At 33.4% G+C, this 20,606-nt stretch carries 18 protein-coding genes; all 18 read right to left on the minus strand.

The window, feature by feature from the left end; genetic code table 11:
- Window positions 1–13 precede the first annotated feature (13 nt).
- The 18 genes from FHP04_RS04500 to FHP04_RS04585 all read right to left on the minus strand — a co-directional run bounded on the left by FHP04_RS04500 (window position 14) and on the right by FHP04_RS04585 (window position 20,592).
- Window positions 14–1,405: a sugar transferase gene (locus FHP04_RS04500; protein WP_139854789.1), complete on the minus strand. Its 1,392-nt coding sequence runs from the start codon at window positions 1,403–1,405 to the stop codon at window positions 14–16.
- 178 nt (window positions 1,406–1,583) lie between these two features.
- Window positions 1,584–2,606, minus strand: a complete 1,023-nt coding sequence (locus FHP04_RS04505) for a glycosyltransferase family 4 protein (RefSeq protein ID WP_139854790.1) — start codon at window positions 2,604–2,606, stop codon at window positions 1,584–1,586.
- Entirely contained in the window at window positions 2,569–3,711 is a 1,143-nt protein-coding gene (locus FHP04_RS04510; RefSeq protein WP_158319114.1) for an O-antigen ligase family protein, read from the minus strand. Before FHP04_RS04510 ends, FHP04_RS04505 begins: the two co-directional genes overlap by 38 nt.
- A gap of 228 nt (window positions 3,712–3,939) precedes the next feature.
- Window positions 3,940–5,070, minus strand: coding sequence for a glycosyltransferase (locus FHP04_RS04515; RefSeq protein WP_139854792.1), 1,131 nt, complete (start codon window positions 5,068–5,070; stop codon window positions 3,940–3,942).
- A 111-nt stretch (window positions 5,071–5,181) separates the two neighbouring features.
- Complete coding sequence (locus FHP04_RS04520; RefSeq protein ID WP_139854793.1) at window positions 5,182–6,270, minus strand: glycosyltransferase family 4 protein; 1,089 nt, start codon at window positions 6,268–6,270, stop codon at window positions 5,182–5,184.
- Between the two features lie 197 nt (window positions 6,271–6,467).
- On the minus strand, window positions 6,468–7,802 hold the full coding sequence (locus FHP04_RS04525) for a glycosyltransferase family 2 protein (protein ID WP_139854794.1): 1,335 nt from the start codon (window positions 7,800–7,802) through the stop codon (window positions 6,468–6,470).
- Window positions 7,802–8,683, minus strand: a complete 882-nt coding sequence (locus FHP04_RS04530) for a hypothetical protein (protein ID WP_139854795.1) — start codon at window positions 8,681–8,683, stop codon at window positions 7,802–7,804. The genes FHP04_RS04525 and FHP04_RS04530 overlap by 1 nt, the downstream gene beginning before the upstream one ends.
- Complete coding sequence (locus tag FHP04_RS04535) at window positions 8,683–10,116, minus strand: MBOAT family O-acyltransferase (protein WP_139854796.1); 1,434 nt, start codon at window positions 10,114–10,116, stop codon at window positions 8,683–8,685. Before FHP04_RS04535 ends, FHP04_RS04530 begins: the two co-directional genes overlap by 1 nt.
- Entirely contained in the window at window positions 10,117–11,190 is a 1,074-nt protein-coding gene (locus FHP04_RS04540; RefSeq protein ID WP_139854797.1) for an exostosin domain-containing protein, read from the minus strand.
- Window positions 11,191–11,259: 69 nt separating this feature from the next.
- Window positions 11,260–12,477: a glycosyltransferase family 4 protein gene (locus tag FHP04_RS04545; protein WP_139854798.1), complete on the minus strand. Its 1,218-nt coding sequence runs from the start codon at window positions 12,475–12,477 to the stop codon at window positions 11,260–11,262.
- A 2-nt stretch (window positions 12,478–12,479) separates the two neighbouring features.
- Complete coding sequence (locus FHP04_RS04550; protein ID WP_158319115.1) at window positions 12,480–13,337, minus strand: sulfotransferase domain-containing protein; 858 nt, start codon at window positions 13,335–13,337, stop codon at window positions 12,480–12,482.
- Window positions 13,338–13,339: 2 nt separating this feature from the next.
- Entirely contained in the window at window positions 13,340–14,392 is a 1,053-nt protein-coding gene (locus FHP04_RS04555; protein ID WP_139854800.1) for a glycosyltransferase family 4 protein, read from the minus strand.
- A 175-nt stretch (window positions 14,393–14,567) separates the two neighbouring features.
- Entirely contained in the window at window positions 14,568–15,956 is a 1,389-nt protein-coding gene (locus FHP04_RS04560) for an asparagine synthase-related protein (RefSeq protein ID WP_139854801.1), read from the minus strand.
- A 70-nt stretch (window positions 15,957–16,026) separates the two neighbouring features.
- A complete protein-coding gene (locus FHP04_RS04565) occupies window positions 16,027–16,410 on the minus strand; it encodes a GxxExxY protein (RefSeq protein WP_139854802.1) in 384 nt (127 codons plus the stop codon).
- A 108-nt stretch (window positions 16,411–16,518) separates the two neighbouring features.
- Window positions 16,519–17,748: a glycosyltransferase family 4 protein gene (locus FHP04_RS04570; RefSeq protein WP_139854803.1), complete on the minus strand. Its 1,230-nt coding sequence runs from the start codon at window positions 17,746–17,748 to the stop codon at window positions 16,519–16,521.
- Window positions 17,745–18,731 carry a glycosyltransferase family 2 protein gene (locus tag FHP04_RS04575; RefSeq protein ID WP_158319116.1) on the minus strand — a complete coding sequence of 329 codons (987 nt, stop codon included), beginning with the start codon at window positions 18,729–18,731 and terminating at the stop codon, window positions 17,745–17,747. The genes FHP04_RS04570 and FHP04_RS04575 overlap by 4 nt, the downstream gene beginning before the upstream one ends.
- A 58-nt stretch (window positions 18,732–18,789) precedes the next feature.
- Window positions 18,790–19,599 (minus strand): polysaccharide pyruvyl transferase family protein, encoded by an 810-nt coding sequence (locus FHP04_RS04580; RefSeq protein ID WP_139854805.1) that lies wholly within the window; start codon window positions 19,597–19,599, stop codon window positions 18,790–18,792.
- A gap of 45 nt (window positions 19,600–19,644) precedes the next feature.
- Window positions 19,645–20,592 carry a glycosyltransferase family 2 protein gene (locus FHP04_RS04585; RefSeq protein ID WP_158319117.1) on the minus strand — a complete coding sequence of 316 codons (948 nt, stop codon included), beginning with the start codon at window positions 20,590–20,592 and terminating at the stop codon, window positions 19,645–19,647.
- Between the last annotated feature and the right edge of the window lie 14 nt (window positions 20,593–20,606).

Genomic DNA, 20,606 nt, shown 5'->3' on the forward strand with positions numbered 1-20,606 from the left:
TAAATATTAATTGCTACTGCCCTCTAAAGAAAATCACCGTACTCAAGGTTTTTACAAGCGTAGCAATATCTAGAAACAAGCCTTTGTGTTTAATATAGTAAAGGTCGTATTGGAGTTTTTCTAATGCATCTTTATCAGAAGAACCATACCTTGCGTTAACTTGTGCCCATCCAGTAATTCCCGGTTTTACAACGTGTCTTACTTCATAAAAAGGGATACATTCTTGTAATTTTTCTACAAAAAAAGGACGCTCCGGTCGAGGTCCTATAATCGCCATATCACCTTTAATTACATTTATAAATTGTGGGATTTCATCTATTCGCGAACGGCGTAAAAACCTTCCAAATTGGGTAACCCGACTATCTTTAGCTTTGGCAAACTGTGCACCTTCACTTTCGGCATTAATTACCATACTTCTAAATTTATAAATCTCGAAGTGCTCCCCATTTTTCCCAACTCGAGTTTGGGTATAAAATAATGGGCCGCGATTCGCTAGAAGATTTCCTATTAATATAAAAGGCAATATTACAAGAGCACAAAGCAATCCTAAAATTGAAAACAATAACTCTAAAATCCTACTAAAAAAGAGATACAATTTATTCTGATTACTTCGGCTAAATGGAAAATACCTATAAAAATCTCTATCTACATATTGTACTGGAATTCTTTGAGTAAGCTCTTCATAAACTTGGTTATAATCCCTAATCGGCACATTATTTTTTAACAACGAAATAAGTTGATTGTTAAGTGCTACTGAAATTCCATAAGACAACGGAGTAGCCACAACTATTTCTGAATAGTTCTTATTCAGTTTTGAAGGTCTTAAATCTTCGAGTTTATAGGCATCAATCTGCAAGTGATCTAAATTAATTTTGTTCGATTCATCTGTGTTGTAATATCCTATCACTCTATAATTTGGATCAGATTTGTGAAGCGATTGAACAATCGCATCTATATCCTTGGCGTGTGCAATTAGGATAACATTTTTATTAAATCTCGGAGATGTTATTAATGCTATGTACGCGTATCTCCAAAGAAGTAATGCTATATTAATCGCCAAAAAGAAATACACTATTTGCAGGCGATTATTGGGAAGCATTGGAGTATAAAACGGTGTAAGTAAATAGAACAACACCGTAATTGAAGTTGTCAATAAAACATTCTTAACAACAACATCTAGTTTACTTGCTTTCTGCAGATTATAGAGTTCGAAAATGGTTGCAAATACTGTCAGATAAATAGCTAGAACTATAGACCAAATCCAATTATCACTTGAAACTTTAAAGTAATCGAATTCAAAAATAAAACCAACTAAGTACAGTCCAGATATTACGAATACAATATCAAGAATACGCAGCAGTATTTTTCTTTCAGATATTACAAAATGAATATTATTCTTAGACATTAATGATTGGTATTGTTGGTAATTTGAGCCTTTTTGAAAGCTTCAAAATTGAGTATAAAACGCATTATTTTACGCATTCCATCATTTTCACAATTATAATTAATAATTATCAATTATTACTAGCAAAACTATAGCTTTTAATACCGAATCTAGCGTTTTTGAATAAAAACATAACTATTCATTGTCCTAATACAGAGTTCCATTTATGCTTGATAACCTGCCAATCAAGCGCTTCAATTTTTGAGCGAGCATTGTTGCTTAAAGTATTTACTAAAACTGGATTTTCTCTTAGTTTATTTATAGCATTTACAAAAGCAGCAGGACTATTGGGAGGAATTAAAATCCCATCTATTTCGTGATCAATTAAAAAGGATAGCCCACCAACATTGGTAGAAATAACCGGTAGCCCTAGAGCCATAGCTTCCATTACGCTAACTGGCATATTATCAAAGTTGGTTGTATTGATAAAAATGTCATAGTCTTTGGAAAGTGCTATCCACTCTTTCTTTTTTAGCATTCCTGTAAAAGTTATTGGCAGGTTTAGCTCAGCAGCTACTTTTTTACAACGTGTTAAAGAACCGTCTTTGTCAGGACCCACCATACACAGTGATACTTCTACACCTTGTTTAAGTAATAATTCTACAACCTCCAATGCCAATAAAGGATTATATATCTCAGAAAACGAACGTACCCAAAGTAGTTTTGCCGTTACTTTATTTCGCTGTAGAAATTTATAGTTTTCAATTTCAAGAGTATTTGGAATGTGGGTAAGATTATGGATTCCATAAGTTTTAAACTGCTCCGCTAAATACTGCGATGGTACTACATTGGTAAGTGCATTATTAAAAAGCTGTTTACTTAATCTTCTACTGTTTTGTAGTCTATTTGGTAGGTTTCCACCGTGTAAAATAGGGATATACGGAATCTTTAAAAACCTACATAGACCTCCAATAATTACAGCGTAATAAAAATTTTGAGTACTATAAGTGTCGATTAATGCTATATCTATAGTTTTTCGATGGCGAATAGTTTTAGAAACCATATCCAACAATCTCGAAACTTTATTTAGTTTTGAAGATGATGCATAAACCTCATAACCTTCCTCTTGAAATTTTATAGACAATAGATCAATCGCAGTTGGGGGCTTACCATGAGCTGCTAGTTTATTTCCTATGTAGAGCAGGTTTTTTTTTGGAATCATAATCAATATTCAATAAAGATAAAGCGTAAATAAATGCTGGTGCAGCAATACGCATAGAGGAGTGAGCAATTGTAAGCCCCCAGAAAATAAGAAAAGGATAAAAGTAAATGTTTTTCCTACCATTTAATTTTGTGACTAAGGGTGCAAATATCAGTACTAATAATGCAAAGATCCCTAAAACACCATGTTCTGATAGCATCCGAGAAATTTCATTATGTGTTGGTATTGAAATACCTAATTCTTCTTTAAAATGAGATTTTACTCTACCTACTCCCACTCCTAAGAAAGGATTATCTTTAAAAGCTTCAATTTCGGTAACTAATAATTCAGCTCTTCCTGTTGTTATATCTGATTTCTCCCGTCCTAAAGCATCCTCATTTGCATATCGGTTTTCAATAAGTCCGCCGGTTTGAAAAATAGCAAAAGCCCATACCGATAGTGCAGCGGCTATTAAAAAAAGCATCTTTAAACTTATTTTTGCTTTGTACTTTAAATTTGTAGAAAAATATAGAATTACAACAAAAGCAATAGACATAACTACAGCTACAATAACCCCACCTCTCGAAAAAGTCAATAAAGCTCTATACCCCATCAAAACCAAAAACAACATCATAACTCCCTGTACTAATGTGTTTTTATAAGGGATTAAAAGTCGTGTAAGTAAGATAAACACTCCTAAACCTAAAATAGTTGCAACTTGATTAGGTCCATAACCACCAGATACAGCAGAATTTGAAGCAGTATTAGTTATAACTTCACGAATATCAGGGGAGTATAAAATGATATAAGTAGTCATACTAATTATCGGATAAATAATATAATCTAACACTTTCAACAACTGATTAAAGCTTATTGTTCTCCCAAAAATGAAAACTGAAGCGACAGCTAAACAAATTGGTCCGCTGAGATTAAATAAAACTGATTTTCTGAAGTCCATATCATATGATATAATGTCATATGAAACTAAAATACCAGGTATTAAAAGTAGAAGATAGATAAGGTAAGGGTAAGAATTTCTTTTAAAACCTAAAAAAAACATTCCTAAAAGAGAAAACCATATTACAGAATATTTTCCTACTTCATAGAAAACATATGACTTTGTCATTCTTAAAAAAACCTCAGCCCCTGTAAAATAAGCACACGCTAATAATACGTTGAACGCTTTATTTTTTTTCTGAATAATCTGCCAAGTAAAATACCCAAAAATTAAAGCCAAATATAAAAGCATTGCATTTCGATTAATCGATGCAATAACTCCTATACCTACGTGAAGGAGTATAGCGCTTAAAGGTTTAATATTTTTAAACAGTCTAATCTTGATGATAAAAGTATTTTAAGGAGTTGACTTTTTTAAAATTTCTGTTTTAATTCTATGGCGATAATTCTCAAAGGTAAAATCTTTAGCAACTTTATAAGCTTTTGAAGCTTTTACTTTTAATACATTCTCTTCAATTTTTAAAATATCCAAGACTAATTCTCTTAATGCGTCAGCTGTACAAGGATCAACTACAAATCCGTTTGATGAATTAACATATTGTGTAATACTTGATACCGAAGAAACGATTGGCAAACATCCAAAATTCATTGCTTCTGCTATAACCTTAGGAAAACCTTCGGAAGCAGTACTTGGTAGCATTAAAAAATGAGATTTCTTATAAATTTCAAAAACTTGAGCACGGTCTAAAAATCCGTGAAATACAGCAGGTAATTGCAGTTCTTCGCATTGCTTTTTATACACTTTCATTTTTTCGCCATTTCCAATAAAATGAATCGTATTTACATTCTTCTTATTTTCCAAACTTCCAAATGCATCAATAATACGTTGTACTCCTTTTGCATCTTCCAACCTCCCAACAAAACAAAATGTATATGGAGGTTTAAAAACCTTTGCATTGGTTATTTGCAATCCAATTAGGCGTTCTTCTCCTGTGAGACAAGGGTTCTCAAAGCTTATACAATGGCTTTCCTGCTGGGGCCATCCGCCATTGATAGTAACTTTTCTGTGTTGTTTTTTCAACATCCACCGTTGCAATGCATAACCAAAGGGTGGTTTATCCTGATTCCAATTCCCTGCATATTTATACCAGCCTTTTTTTTTACTGAAAAGTGATAAATACGGTATCAAAAAAACACCTATTCCTGTAGGAGTACGTAACTGAAATACATCAACTTGTTGTAACACCTTATTTACAGAATTTATTACTGATGGAACATTAGCAATAATTTTAAGCTTCTCTCCTATTCCTTTTCCGCCAAGAGGCTTCATGGGGATGAATTTAATTTTAGAAGAAGTATAAGGCAAAGAACTGGGTGGTGGCATTTCAGGGTGTAAAAAAGCTAGATGATAAATTTCATCAAAATCCTGAGCCAAATGATTTAATTCACTAATCGTTGGCCCCCATCCCACAATAGTTCCATCAGGCAATTTGTAATGTTCAGTATGCGAGATTATAGCGAGTTTCAATAGTTCTTTTTTCTTAGTTCTTGCTTCTAGCTTCTAGCTTCTAGCTTCTAGCTTCTAGCTTCTAGCTTCTAGCTTCTATTATCTAGTCTCTAAAATGTGTTATTAACCTTATTATTCTTTCAAAATTGTAAGATATTTTTTAATTACTTTATCCCAAGTATAGTTTTGCGACCAGCTTTTCGCGCCTTGTGAATATAAGTCATAGTTATTTAGAATTTCTTCCAGAGCATCAGCCAGCTGATTAATATTTTTATTATTAATTAATTTACCTGAAATTCCATTATTTATAGCGTCTTCTATACCACAGTCAAAGGATCCAATTGCAGGAACCCCAAGGGCGTTAGCCTCAAGGATTGCTATACCAAAGCCTTCAGCATCGCCTGTCTTAGTGGTTTCGCTTAACATTATAAAGACATCTGCTTCTTGTAGAAGTTCAAGTTTTTCTGTTTCAGAAACTTTTCCGAAGAAAACCACTGAATCTTCTACTTTTAAGTTCAGCGCTAGTTTTTCCAGTTTTTGTTTTTCCGTAGGAATTCCAACAATATGGTATTTTAAATCGGGGTATTTTTTTAAAAGCAAAGGCATAGCATTAATGATATTGTGCTGCCCTTTTCGCTTGGTAACGTTACCAACCGTAATTAACACCGGTACGGGTTTGGTATTGGTTTGTAGAATTGTAGGTGATTTTAATTGAAATCCGTTAGGGATAACAACGATATTGTCTAATTTTAGGTGAGCAATTAAAGACTTGGTATAATTACTTACTGCTACTATTTTATCAAATCTTTTTAGAGATAGTTCTGTAAGTTTTCGAAGGAAAATATTCGGAAGTTTAAGTTCACTACCATGGATAATCGCTACAAAGTTTTTATTAAAAAATAATGAAAGGAAGGCTCCTAACCATAAAGAAAACTTACCTGAACATACAATCAATTCACTATTCTTAGCTAGTGCGATTGCAGCTTTTACTCGAGCTATATAACTAAGGAAAACTAGATCTTTTCTTGGAATACGTTTAACTTTAAAAGGAAGGATTTTATCGTATTCGTTTTCAGATTCTGTGTTTTTAGAGCGATAATCACAAAGCAAGTTTACCTCATAGCCATTCCCTTGTAATCCCTTAGCTAAATTCAAAGCGTGATTACCAATCCCCCCCGGTTGAGGCGGAAATTCGGAAGTTAATATGAGGGTTTTTGTCATTAATTTTAAAAATAGTTTTTCTTAATCAAATTTCAAGCACAAAACTATAAAAGTAGCAATGTCAGTTACATTTACAATATCCAAATTCTATATTAAGGACTTAAAACCATACTGCATCTAGAGTCTAGAGTCTAGATTCTCAAGTCTCAAGTCTCACCTCTCACGTCTCACCTCTCACGTCTCACGTCTCACGTCTATCATCTCACGTCTAACCTCTCAATCATCTCCCCTTCTCTAAGTTTCTTCGATGCCAATCGCCAGGATATTATTACTTGAATTAGTATAAATGGTAATAGAAATACAGAAATTAACGCACCCAGGATTAGCATTTTTTTGTTTTTCTTATAGCGGTATGGAATTATTGATAGCGGTACACTTTTAAAAAGTGCCAATACAGCTCTTTTGCGACCAAAGTATTTTCTGAAAAAATATAATACACTAGGGATAGGACGTGGTGCAAATAGTGTTTTGGGACGAAAAGCATCCCAACTTCCCATTTGTCTTAATCCTCCAGTAGCAGCTTTTACATCAATACAAGAGGCATGAGGATTAGAAATACTTTTATAACCGTTTAGGTAGGCTCTTAATCCAAACTCACCATCGCCCATACGTTGCTTTTCAAATTGACGATCAAACAATCCTATTTTTTCAAAAACAGATTTATAAAGCATTGCATTCCCTGTAGCAAATTGTGAGGCTACGGAAAAAAATGAACGTTCTTTGGGAACAGAACTTCCTTCTGGGTAAAAAACTCCTGCAGATATATCTGCCTTAAAAAAGTCCAAACATCGCAAATGATTTTCAAGCCAATCAGGCTCTATCCTAACATCATCTTCTGAAAGGGCGATAATTGTCCCTTTGCTTTTCTTAATTGCTGAATTTCTAGCCAACCAAAGTGCAGGTTCAGATTGTTGTATGTGACGTATATTTAAGTTAAAGCCTTTGCAGAAATCCTCTTGAAACGGTTTCGACTGATCTATTATTAATATTTCAAAATGCTTATAGGTCTGTTGTTCAAAGTCTTTAAGAACGTCTTTTAAGTATTCATAGCGGTTTAAGGTGGGAATTACTACACTCACTAAAGGCTTGTTAGATACCAATTTAGAATCAAAGGAAAACCAATTTTTATAAACTATAGGTTGCTTTAGATAATTACTTCTTACTGTATTATAAGACTTTTTAAAAGCTGTAATTTCATTAATCGGATTATTAAAAGAAAACAACCGAATCAGCAGCACATAAAAAGCCCAAGCGGGGTGAAAATATTTTCGGATAAATCGGTATTCATCTTCTAAAGGCAACTTTTTAAACGACGTGTAGGTTTCTGCTGTACCAATATATCCTTTGTTTATGGCCTGCCAGCTAAGATCGTAAGCTCTTGCTTGCTCACTTTTAAAGCCAAAATCAGGGGATAACTTATCGAGAATTTCACTAGGTAGTTTCTCTGGAAGTGGAAAAACAGAGCTACCGTCCTTTTTGCAAAGTTGGAGGTAATGGGTAGGTTGGAGGTATTTAAGTAATAGAAAATGCATTATTCTTTAGTGGATTTATTATTGAAAAATGAATCAATAAAAACTTCTGTAAAAAGCTTAGCACCTTTTTTATTCACATGACTAGGATCACTAAACAATTTCTTATCATTTATTACATTCGAGAAATTATAATACTTCGGAAGATGGTTAGATATTATTTCAAAATTACCTTCAGGTCTATATATTGGTGAAGTAAAATAAATAACTTCAATGTTAATTGCATTACAAATTTTGTTGATTTCTAAAAAATGAGAGTTTGGCGTATCTACTAATGAAAACTTATAGGGCTCATCTTTTTTTAATGTACCGGTAGATTCTGTATATCCCTTAGACTCTGAGTAGTCTAGACCTTTATTTAAACTACTTAACAAAACATTTCGATATCCTAACCGAGAGTCAAACATTAAGTATCTATAAAAAGGTAAATATTTAAAAAGTTGATATTCTTTTCCATAGGGCTTAAAATTCTCATAAACCTCATCATCAACCATATAAGGAATCCAACTCAGTTGCCCTGTCTTATCTGGTTTTTCTGTGTTGTACGAATGATCTACTTGTATAAATATCCTTTCTGTATAATTATGTTTTAAATATTCTTTAATAGCGACTTTTATTTCCAAAGGACCAGATGCTTGAATAGCTAAATTTAGCCCTCTTTTCCCTGTTTTTTCATGAATAATATTCGGAATCACATAATTATTTGCTCTAGAGGACCCAAAAACAATATAGTCTAAGTTTTCGTTTTTGAGGTCATGTATCCACATTACTTTATTCCTATAGGCTCCATTTTGATACACCCAACTATACAAAGAATCCAACAAGTACATAGAGCCAACTAAAATAGAGGCCAAAACAATTATGTATTTTATAAATTTTCTCATTAAAATTGAAAGTATATAAAGTCTTGAGCTATAGAAAAACTTCCAAAAACTAATATCATTATAATTACGACACCAACCTTAATATAGCTTGGTTTAGCTGAACATAATGGAAATTCACTATTTCTTGAAAACCACTCTATCCCCAATAAAATTAAGATTAACGGTAAAAGTTCAAAAGAGAACCTCTCTAATCTTAGCATTTCGATACTAAAATCACCTTTAAAAATTCCCTCAATATATTCAAATGCAGTTTTTATAGAATTGGCCCTGAAAAACACCCACCCAAATAAGGCAATACAATAAGTTAAAAATAGAGAAGTTATTTCTCTAAACGTCGGAAAAACACTATTAGCAGCAATTGTATCCGTATTAACTCTATTCTTATTTGAAAGTAATAAAGGAATAAAAAACAATGCATTTATCGCTCCCCATACTATAAAAGTCCAATTGGCTCCATGCCAAAATCCGCTGACTATAAAAACTATAAAAACATTCCTAATTTGTTTAGTTCGTGTAACTCTACTTCCACCTATTGGAATATATACGTAATCGCGAAACCATGTAGTTAATGAAATATGCCATCTTCGCCAAAACTCAGCTATATCTCTAGAAAAGTACGGATACCTGAAATTAACCATTAATTTAAAGTTAAATAAACGTGCTGTTCCTATAGCAATATCTGAGTAGCCTGAAAAATCACAATATATCTGAAAGGAAAAATAAATAACACCCAAAATTAGAGTCGCACTTGAAAAACTAGTGTGATTTGCAAAAATTTCATTCGCGAATTGAGCACAGTTATCTGCGATAACTATCTTTTTAAATAGCCCCCATATAATTTGTTTAACACCAATGATCGCTTCATCTTTATTAAATTCTCTTTTCTTAAAAAACTGAGGTAAAAGATTGGTAGCTCTTTCAATAGGACCTGCTACTAGTTGAGGGAAAAAAGCAACAAAAGCAGCAAACCCTATAAAATCCCTAGTTGGCTCTAGTTTTTGCCTATAAATATCGATTGTATAACTAAGTGTTTGAAATGTATAAAATGATATCCCTACAGGTAAGATTATTGAGAGCGAATTAGGTTGAATTGTTCCACCAAAAAATGTAAAAGCTGTAGTAAAATTGTCAATGAAGAAATTGTAGTATTTGAAAAAACCTAATAAACCCAAATTCACTAACAAACTGAGAAAAAGAAGCAATTTCCTACTTTTCAGATTACTTGTTTTATCCATTTGAAGCCCAATTGAATAATCTACAATCGAGCTAAATAATAATAGTGATAAAAATCGCCAATCCCACCATCCATAAAAAACATAACTAGCCACCAAAATAAGTATATTTTGGTATTTGAGCTTTTTATTAAATACAAACCAATATAATATAAATACTATTGGTAAAAACAACGCAAAATCAATAGAATTAAATAGCATCTAATCTCTCAAACTAATTATATTATTATCGATTAATAATTTGTAGAAACCTTTTAAAGTCAATTTACTTTTCCATAAATTTCTATTGTCTTTCTGTAGCTTTATAAATTCGTCTTCAGTTAATGCCTCATGAAATTGTTTTACCTTTTGCGCTACTTTGTGTCTATCTTTATACTCTACCCACACGACATGTTTTTTCCACGAAATGGTTTTATCTAAGGGTAAAGAGCAGTCTGTATTTATAAATACAGGAATTCGCCCCATGGCCAAAGCTTCATAAAACCGAATGGAAAAATTTCCTGCACCTCTTACACAAACTATATAGGGAGAGTTTTTAAGATTATCATAAAACTCTAAAGTGGTGGAATGAAAGTCTTTATTATTGGTAACTCCAGCTCGATATTTATTTCTTAAAATAAAGTTTGTTGTAACTACATCCGAATTTTGTAAAACATTCAAAACCGATGCTCTTAAATAAGAGGTGGAAACAATTTGCTGAGGCTCATTATTAGATATTCTAAAGTGATATTTCAAGTTTCTGAGTGTAGTTTTCACAATCTCTTTTACTGCATTTAAACGCGACAAATTTGCTTGACCACAAAAACCGACAACAGCTTTTATCTCATAAGGTCTAAGAAAAACTTTTTTAGTATCGTAGTATTTTTTTAAAGGATCTTCGATAAACGGCGGAATTGTATACTCATTATCCTTAAACTTACTTTTATAACCTCCAGAACGTAGTAAAACTAAATTATTAAAACTGGGAACTTTAACTCCAAAATCCCCAACAGTTACAGCAACAACCATCTTGTTTAATATTGCACAGTTTTTGACAAAATCAACTGCAAGATTTTCCTTATTTGTTTTTAGATAATAGTTCCACGCCATGGTCAGAATAACTAAATCCGCCTCTTCCAATTTATCAGTGAACTCAAAATCTTTTTCTGAAACCCCATAGACTTGTATTCGCTCAGCATCGGTAAAATCATCACCTTTAATAAATGGTTTTAATAAAGGGAATACCTGTCCTCTTGAAGATTTATCATAATGAGATTTTGGGTAATATAATTTCAATTTAGATTTTCTTAAATTATAATGTTTGACTTTTTATTAATCACAATGGACTCCAAGTAAGCACTAAATCTACAGAGAAGTTCCTTGTGCGCTCTGTGGCAAATCTTCGCTTTTTGTGGTTACCCCATAAAACTCCAAAAACTCCCTTTGCTGTTTCTGTACATGAAACTCTTCTCTCACTCGATTCACAGCATTTTGAGTTATTTTTGATTTTTCATGATCTGCCATTAAAAGTACTTTCTTAATTTGTTCTGCCAAAAGATAAGGCGAATATTTAGGCACTACCCACCCCGTTTTACCATGCAATACATTTTCCGTCAACCCCTCTGCATTACTAACAATACATAATTTCCCCATTGCCTGGGCTTCTAACACAGCATTGCAAAACCCTTCTTGAATACTGTATTGAATATAAATACTAGCTTCTTCCAATTCCCTCTTCACCTCAGCCTGCGGCAACTTCCCTAAAAACTGAACGCTATCTTTAAGCCCAAGCTGATAGGCTGCAAAAGCTATGCGTTCATATTCTTTTCCTTCACCAATTATCTTGTAAGTAAAGTCAACTCCTTCTTCTTTAAGTATAGCTAAAGCTTCTAAAGTAGCCACCAATCCTTTTTTCCAGTGAAGACGCCCCGTTGTCATAAAAACTGGAACATCGAGTTTATGCTCATCCTCTTTAGAGGTTTTAAACACATTAACATCGATAGCAGGTGTGATTTTTTCTACGGGTACATTTTTAGAGAGCCCGTATTTTAAAGCAAGATTTAGAAGATCATCGGAAATAGAGTGTACCTTATCTACATGTTTCCATAGAAGCCTATAGCAATTAGGATTTTTAACGGGATATACAGCAATATCAAATCCTCTAAAGCTTACCGCCATTTTAGCACCTATTGCCTTAGCCACTGTTTCACTCCCTAAGGCCATTGTAGCAAACCCAAAGTGTAACCAATCTAATTTTGCTTTAAGTAAGTGAGCATTGAGATACACCTTTTTAAAAATTTGCAACCATGCTGTACCCTCAGAGCGCTCCAATTTCACAAATCGTATTACCGTGGATACGTATGGCAAAAGCAATACCAACTCTTTTATAAAGAACCATAGTTGCAGGAATGGGTTCTTACTTACTCTCGGGCTAACTATAACGGGACAAATTGTAAATTCATCGTTTATAACCTGACAAAATAAGCACACCTCTACTCCATTCTCCTGAAGCCCTCGAATTTTGGATTGAAAGAAAGTTTCTGAGTAACCAGGGGGTTGAGAAAGTACAATTCCAATTCGCATGACTAAGCTTGAATTCGTGGGTATAAATTACAGTTAAAAATGTTTAGCAAATTATTTATTTCATCTAGTTCTTCTACCGTAAATTTTGAGGAGTCTTTCCCTTCATTTATAATTTCGCTTTTGGGATGTGTTTTAGATGAAGGACGCTGATACTCTTTTTCTATATTAGGTAAAGGTTCTATATTAAATTCATCACATATCTCAAGAAACAGATCTAAGTCATTACGTAAATCCTCATGTTTTACAATCCGATGTTTATATTGATATGGCTCCAATATTTGTAAGGGCAATACATTCTCCAAACACCACCGCACCGTAAGTATTTGCAAAGGAGTAAAAGCTTTAGTGTCTTCAATAAGGTCGAATTTAAAATTTTCTTTTACCACTTGAACTAAATCTTTTTGTTGCTTGAAGTGCTCTAAATTATATAGCCATGGAAACTTAACCCGTTGTTGTGAAGCGAGAACATCGTAGGGATTTCTAATGATATGTATAAGGGGCACCTTAAAATTTTCATTTAAGTATTTAGCCGAAAGATTAGCTCTTACAAATTTGATAATGTACTTCTTAGGAATAAAAGGCCACAAGTGCATTTTGTATTTCCTATTACTTATCTGCCCTATCCAATCACTATCTACTTGGTTGTTTAATACTTTTTTTAAATAACGATTAGCGTCAACAGAACTTGCTTCAGTCCGAAGCCATTTATCGCAAATTAACTTTCCTTTCTTAGTATTAAATTCATGCTCTGGTTCAAAAAGCATTCTATAACGGAACTGCCTAGCGATTACTTCACTTAACCAACTAGTCCCACTTCTAGCTGAACCAACAATAATAATATGTTTATTGAACCTACTCACTATTACTTTGTATTTTTTAAATATACTTTTTCATAAGATGATATTTCATTCTGTACTGAAAAATTTGCTTTTATATTTTTTATTCCTTCTATAGAAAGTCTTTTCATTTCTTCTTTATTTGTAGCCATCCTCTTAAGATTATCTACCAAGCTATTAGGATTATCTAAATCAAATATATACCCACCACCTTTTGATAGAATGTATCTTGCACCACCTCCAGAGTCTGAAGATAACACTGGCAATCCACAAGCTAATGCTTCTAATATAGACACAGGTAACCCTTCTTGATAGGAAGCCAACACAAACAAATCCATCTCTCTATAAACTTGAGGTATTGTCACATTTTCTAAAAATCCATGAAAATGAACCCGCTCCTTTATATTGTTCAATTCTATAAAGTCATCTAGTTTTTTTCTGTATTCTTTATCTTCCTTACCATATAAATGCAATACTATATTATGTGGTAAATTTTTCAGTGCTTTTATTATAAATAGCTGATTCTTATTATCTCCAATATTCCCTACACAAACAACCTTAAATGTAGTACGTTCAATTGGTTCTAAAGGCTTAAACACTTTTGTATCAACCCCATGTGGAATGAAGGAAATTTTATGCCTTAAAAGCATTGATTTAAAAAATCGAGTTTTCATTTCGGGGTTATCATACGCTATATGGCTAGACAACAAACTTTTCAACATCCAACGCTTAGACCAAGCATTATTCTTTTTAGTATATAGATATTTAACTCCTGCTAATCTACATGCAAGAGCTTCTATATAATTAGATTTATAGTCCCAAGAGTGTAGTACATCAATTTTATAATCTTTTAAGATTTTCCGGAATTTTAATATATCAGATGATTTTTTTCCTGTCCAAGTAAATTGTATCCATTCGTCATTCAAAATATCATTCGGAATTGCTTCTGGAAATTTTTCAATGCATATATAAGGATCAAAAATATCTCTATCAATATTTCTAAACAAAGACAACAAGACATACTGACTTCCAGCCGTTTTAAAATTTGGAATCGTATATAGAATCTTGATTTTTGACATTTTGTTTATTAGCTATCTGTAATTTTCTATTGTGTATGTGTGTTTCTCGCAGAGACCGCAGAGGACAACGCAGAGGCCGCAGAGTTTTAAATACTCTCAGCGTACTCCGTGCGTCTCAGCCCACTTCGTACTTCCAACTTCCTACTTCTAACTTCCTACTTCTAACTTCCTACTTCTAACTTCCTACTTCATTCTTCCACCAAACCGCCAATGTAAGCAACATACTCACTGGATGCGAATATTTTACCCGATCATCTGTGCTAAACTTATTATAAAATCGCGTTATCAATTCTTTTGGGAGGAAGGGATGCAGGTTTTCACCAAAGATACGTTCTTGAAGCTTTTCATCATTTTCCATTCCCAAAAATTGTAGCTCCCAATTACGTTGAATATAAGGTTTTCCCAACTTTGCATTAATAACCCGTTTGGCTTTATCTACAATGCGATACGGTAAGTTATGTGGAACCTTGTTTTTATGATAATCATAGAGGTTATACGGTCTTTGAGCTTGCCAAGTAATCCTTGCTACTTCTGGGCTTTGTTTTTTTAAATAGGCTATTTGTATTTTTCTACCGGCTAAGTACTCCTCTGGAATAGTACAGATAAATTCCGCCATCCTATTGTCATAATAAGGAGCTTCAAAAGGATTTGTGGCTTCAAAAATGGCAAAGCCCAGATTAGTCCATCGCACTGCGCGAGTACTGCTATAATACGCACGAGCTTTAGCACCTACATCGTCTATTTTAAGTCCGTTCCATATTTCCTTGGTGCGTTGCCTAAGATATTCCATAAACTCGCCTTCTAACTCCCATTCCAGCCATAAGGCTTCGGCTAACTCTTGTCCGCCTTTTACTATAATCTTCTTTAACATCCATTCCTCTGCATCTTCTTCCCTTAGATCTTTGGGTGCTACGGCATCAAAAAGCACATCACCCCAATGGCCTAAAGTGAATACACCATCCATTTTTCTAAACTCATCAATAACCGCCATTTGTCGTGGATGGGTAAATTCAGTGCCGTACTTTAAAAGCTTCGCTAATTCATCAACCTTATCCCACAGATAACCATTAGGAATGGTCAAATCTCGGTACTCATATCCTAATTCTTTAGCAATTTGCCTTGAAATCGCGCCTTCTTTATAACCGTTGTGAAACGAATAACTATAGGAAATTACGGGGTTGTTTAGTTTGGAGTAAGCAACTGCTTGCGTCCTGCTATCCAATCCTCCAGAAAGTGGAAGCAATACAGTTCTATCCCCTGCTTGTTCTTTGCAGATGGTATGGAATAGGTCTGTGAATTCTGAGACTGCTTGGTCAAATGAAATATCCCGCGGCTTGTAATACCATTCAAACCAAGGCTTGCTATCTACCCAATATCCTTCATCGTCAATGGTGTTGATTGTTCCAGGGGGGAGTACTTTTTCATCTTTCCAATAGGTGTCTGTGCCGAGGAAGTAACTAGTGGCTGCAAATATGCAAATGGCTTTTTTATCTAACTCGTGAGGCGCACGGATTTTTACGTATTGAGGATGGGTAGGAAGTATTGAGGTTTTGATAGTTTTCATTGAGATTTTGGCTTTTAGGTTTCACGCAGAGAACGCGGAGGAAACGCAGAGAACGCAGAGAGTTTTCGAATCATTCCTTAAAGTTATTAACCAATCGATGAAGACCATCCTTCAAATATTTGGAATTAAAGTTAATCAGCAAACCTACTGGTTTATTATATAGTTTCAAATAAGTAATCAGTTGAGAATAATGAACAGGAGCTAAAATCTCTACCGATTTAACTTCGATAATGACAGTTTTTTCAACCAACAAATCCAATCGATAGCCTGTATCAAACGCAAAATTTTTATATTTTAAAGGCACTCCAACTTGTGATTCTACCTCGAGTCCAGCTTCTCTAAGATCCATTTCGAGACATTTTTCATATACGTTTTCTAATAATCCCGGGCCCAGCGCAGAATGTAGTTTGAAAGCCGTATCGATTATCTTTCCTGTAATGGCATTAATTTCCATATTTATTCAAATTGAAAAGACTAATATACAATTATTTCCTCTCCGCGCCCTCCGAGTGAAACCAACGCAGTATCCACTATTCCCCCCATAATAACATTAATTTCCATATCAATTATTCCTCTCTGCGTACACCGCGCTACTCTCAGCGCCCTCTGCGTGAAACCTATGCAGTACTTCATTATAAAGCCTTTCCATCCCCTCAATCATCCTCTCTTCATTATGCTGCCTCTCCACCTTCTTCCGAGCAGCAAATCTCACCGCCTCAATTTTCTCCAAGGACAACTCTCTAAAGTTCATTACCGCTACCGCCATAGCTTCAGGATTTCGAGTTGGGACTAGCCACCCATTTACTCCATTCGCTATCAACTCAGGAATGCCACCGCAATCGGTGCTTACTACCGGCAAGCCAATTGCCATAGCTTCTACTACTACATTTGGGATACCTTCTTCTAAGCTAGGCATTAATAATAAAGAAGATGAACGCATTAAATCGAAAACTTGACTTTGAGATATAGCTTCTGTCAAGCTCACATCACCTTTTAATCCTAAATCAGCAATAAGGAACTGTAACTCTTCATTTCCCGCACCTCCAATTATAGTATAATGAAAAGGAACATTTTTATCTTTTAATAGCTTACAAGTGTGTAGCGCATAATCGTAACCTTTAATCCAATGTGGCCTCCCCACGGATAGCAATTGTAACGAATTTAAAACCGTATATTTTTCAGCAAACGGGGTGATTTCTAGCGGTAACCCTGTATAAACTACTTTATCAATCTTTGAGCTGTCATTCCAAATCTTATCTCCATTACGTGAAATAGCTTTCGAAACAGAATGAAAACCTGCCATTTTAGGGTACCAATGCTGTAAATAGCTAAAATTGTTATCGTTAACAAAAGGACGAACATTAACATGAAACCCCAACTGACTTAATACTACTGGTGTAGTTTGAGCAGATAGCACTTCTTCAAACCAAGGTATTACCGAAAGCCACTGCAAATGAATAACATCGGGCGCTATTTTTTGAAGTACAAATCTTAGATTCTGTTTGTGTAGTTCATTACGACGTCCTAAAGCTATTTTTTTTAAAGTTTTATAAACAAACTTTATAGAGCCCGATTGTAAAGCATATTGTAATGTTGTTTTTACAAATCGAATTTTGCTTTGATTACTTCCAAGTGGTATATAGTTTACTTTTTCTAGCCTATTGGGAAGGGTTTCATTAAAACCTAAAATATAAACTTGATGTCTCTCCGTCAATCCTTGCGCTAAACGATTGATAAACGACCTTGTTTTAAAACTGCCATCGAAGATAATTATGTTTAAAGGCTGCGTCACAACGAATTGTTTAATTGTTTAAACGTCGATACAACAGATTCCACAAGTTGTATAGGCTTTGGATTTATTTTAATAAAAAAATACTTCCTCCCTTTTTTAAACTTCCTGACTTGCTTTTCCGTAAACATTAAATTCTCTTTAAAATAATGTTTTAGCTCCTTACGGCTCATTCCCGAGTTGTTAACAACATCCCGTAATAATAGTTTTAAATCTTCAACTTTATTGCCTGATAAAAACACATCAGGATGGTCACTAAAATTAGTGAACTTTTTTATAAAATCTTCCGCATCATAAGCATGATAATGCAAGACATTACCCTTTACAACCCTTTTTGGGGATGTACCATCTATATGTTTATATCGATGTACATTATGTGGAATTAGATTTGCAGCAACACGAATAGCAGATTTCCCCATGGTATGTCCATACCACCAAGGAAACTTCTGATTTAATTTAGTAAATGGATTTCTTATTGATAGGTAGAATACTTGTTTATTTACTTTAAAATTAGATTCTTCCGCAAAAACATTATTATATCTTTCCTTTTGCTGAAGAACTTCCAATGTTCTAAAATCAACCAATTCGGTATCATTAGGGATGGTATTAAAAAATGATTTTAAATCTGATTGGTTTTGAAAGTCTGTACAAATTAATTCATCTGCATCTATAGATATAAGCCAATCGATACCTTCTTCCTTACATTTTAATTGAGCATCATAGGTGTTTAAACATTGTCTCGCTGTATGGTGTTCTACTGCTTGTGAAGTAAACTTTTTTAAATAAGACAAAGAAACATACTTATCTACAGCAACGGAATTTGAAATCTGTACAAAGTTTAAATCGGCAATACTTTCTTTTCCATTATCTGAAGTGTTGTCGAAATAAACAAAAGCTTTATCCACCCCAATTGTCTTATGATAAAGCAGATTATTTCGCAATAAGCGAACTTCATTTTTAACGGTAATGACTAAAGCTATTTTCACAAGAATTAAAGTAATTGAATTCGATAATAAATATATAGGTTATGAAGAGCCTTTAAAACTAATTGCTATACTTTTCTTTAAAAAGCGAAACTTCTTCTAAAATTTTTTCCTTGGCAACTGCACTTACTTTTATATCACTTAAATATGGCTTTGTTTTCAATATTTTTTTAAGCTGAAAAACAAAGAGCTTATTTTTTATCGACTCCTTTAAACTATTGTGATTATATAATCTATGTAATTTATTTATTTCGATTGATAGTGAAAGTGATTGACTCCAATCCTTCCATTTAAAGTTATTAAATGATTCAAAAGAAGAAACTGGAATCCAGGGTATTCTATAAGCATCTGCTACAATTGCACCATGCATAGCTTCACAGATTAATACTTCTGAAGCATTAATATCTTCAATAATCGATTCAACAGAGTTACGAGGATCAATATAATTAATTCCTAAACGCTCTACAGCTCTTTTATAAGAATGGTTAGCAACACTAAAGTGTGGTATATAAGAATAAGAGTGTTTTTTAATTGGATTATTAAAAGGAAATACTTTAGGTGTTAATATTGCGGGATCTGTAATAAATTTGGCATTATTTAAAAGTGCTGAACTTAATGGACCTCTTACAAATATTGTTTGGAAATTTAAATTTGGCTTTTGATCAACTCCATGGGCACCAGCCCCAAATACAATAATTTCAGAATTAGGATAGTATTTTTTGGCAGCCCTTAATATAGTTCCGATTCCAAAAAACACTCGATTATCATTGTCATCAAAAAAATTTGGTAAAAAATGTTTCCAAATATGGACATTTAGTTCATCCCCAAAATTTGAAGTCCCATCAGGTGGTTTAAAATAATGTAATTTCATTCTATATATTATTTTAAATAAAATAACCCATTGTTCATTTTATGATTATTTAAAATTAACTTCCAATAATTTATAGCCCACCCCAGTAACTCTATACAGAATACCAAAAAGCAATAACTTTAGTATAGTTATTCTATATTCTTTAAATGTTTTTAAAAACAGAAACTTAAAACTATAATTTATACCATTCTTTAAACTCTTGTTCTTAAACGAATTACTTAATTGTCTCATTCCCATTTTAACCAAACTTTTATTAGTCTTCTCATTTAAATCTAAAGATTTATCTGTTAAAAGACTGTGTGCAATTTTTAATTTATAACGAGACTTGTTTTTTAATTCATTTAGTCGTTTATCGTGAATTCTTAATTGCACTAAAACATCTTTATTAACATAAGGAGTCATGCCTTTATTTAAAGCTTTAATATGAAAAACATAATCATCTCCCGTTATTAATTCTTCATCAAATCGTAGGTTGTAATGAATTAAACATTCTTTTTTCCAAAGGGGAGAATTTACACCCCACCCAATTTTTTTTATAATAAAATCATTAATTGGGTCATCACTCCACAATTCGTTATTCCAGAATTCTTTAGTTGGTTTTTCTTGTAAATTAAAAAACTGTGATTGACTAATTGTGAAATCGTAACTCCCAGAATTAATATTTTTTAAATCTATTTCTAACTTTTGAGGATGCATTAAATCATCACTATCAAAAAAATTGATATACTCCGCTCTACTTTGCTCAAAGCCATAGTTTCTTGCTGCCGAGGGGCCTTTAGGCAAATGCGAAGGCTTCTTAAAGTATTGTATGCGGTTATCAGCTTTACTAAATCCTTTTATTACCTCTTCCGAATTATCTGTACTCCCATCATCCACAACAATACACTCCCAGTTTTTATAAGTTTGATTTTGTATAGAAACAAGAGTCTCACCGATAAGGTTGGCTCGGTTATAGGTTGGAATTATAATGCTGATTAACGAATTATTTATCAAAGTTATATGGATAT

It is taken from the genome of Aequorivita sinensis, assembly GCF_006346335.1.
GTDB classification, from domain to species: domain Bacteria; phylum Bacteroidota; class Bacteroidia; order Flavobacteriales; family Flavobacteriaceae; genus Aequorivita; species Aequorivita sinensis.

What these genes read in the sequence shown, in the direction of transcription:
- FHP04_RS04565 (WP_139854802.1), bottom strand. Translation starts at nt 16,410, where the DNA reads ATGGAAATTAATGCCATTACAGGAAAGATAATCGATACGGCTTTCAAA.
- FHP04_RS04505 (WP_139854790.1), bottom strand. Translation starts at nt 2,606, where the DNA reads ATGATTCCAAAAAAAAACCTGCTCTACATAGGAAATAAACTAGCAGCT.
- FHP04_RS04500 (WP_139854789.1), bottom strand. Translation starts at nt 1,405, where the DNA reads ATGTCTAAGAATAATATTCATTTTGTAATATCTGAAAGAAAAATACTG.
- FHP04_RS04580 (WP_139854805.1), bottom strand. Translation starts at nt 19,599, where the DNA reads ATGAAATTACATTATTTTAAACCACCTGATGGGACTTCAAATTTTGGG.
- FHP04_RS04510 (WP_158319114.1), bottom strand. Translation starts at nt 3,711, where the DNA reads ATGACAAAGTCATATGTTTTCTATGAAGTAGGAAAATATTCTGTAATA.
- FHP04_RS04560 (WP_139854801.1), bottom strand. Translation starts at nt 15,956, where the DNA reads ATGAAAACTATCAAAACCTCAATACTTCCTACCCATCCTCAATACGTA.
- FHP04_RS04520 (WP_139854793.1), bottom strand. Translation starts at nt 6,270, where the DNA reads ATGACAAAAACCCTCATATTAACTTCCGAATTTCCGCCTCAACCGGGG.
- FHP04_RS04555 (WP_139854800.1), bottom strand. Translation starts at nt 14,392, where the DNA reads ATGTCAAAAATCAAGATTCTATATACGATTCCAAATTTTAAAACGGCT.
- FHP04_RS04530 (WP_139854795.1), bottom strand. Translation starts at nt 8,683, where the DNA reads ATGAGAAAATTTATAAAATACATAATTGTTTTGGCCTCTATTTTAGTT.
- FHP04_RS04545 (WP_139854798.1), bottom strand. Translation starts at nt 12,477, where the DNA reads ATGCGAATTGGAATTGTACTTTCTCAACCCCCTGGTTACTCAGAAACT.
- FHP04_RS04525 (WP_139854794.1), bottom strand. Translation starts at nt 7,802, where the DNA reads ATGCATTTTCTATTACTTAAATACCTCCAACCTACCCATTACCTCCAA.
- FHP04_RS04535 (WP_139854796.1), bottom strand. Translation starts at nt 10,116, where the DNA reads ATGCTATTTAATTCTATTGATTTTGCGTTGTTTTTACCAATAGTATTT.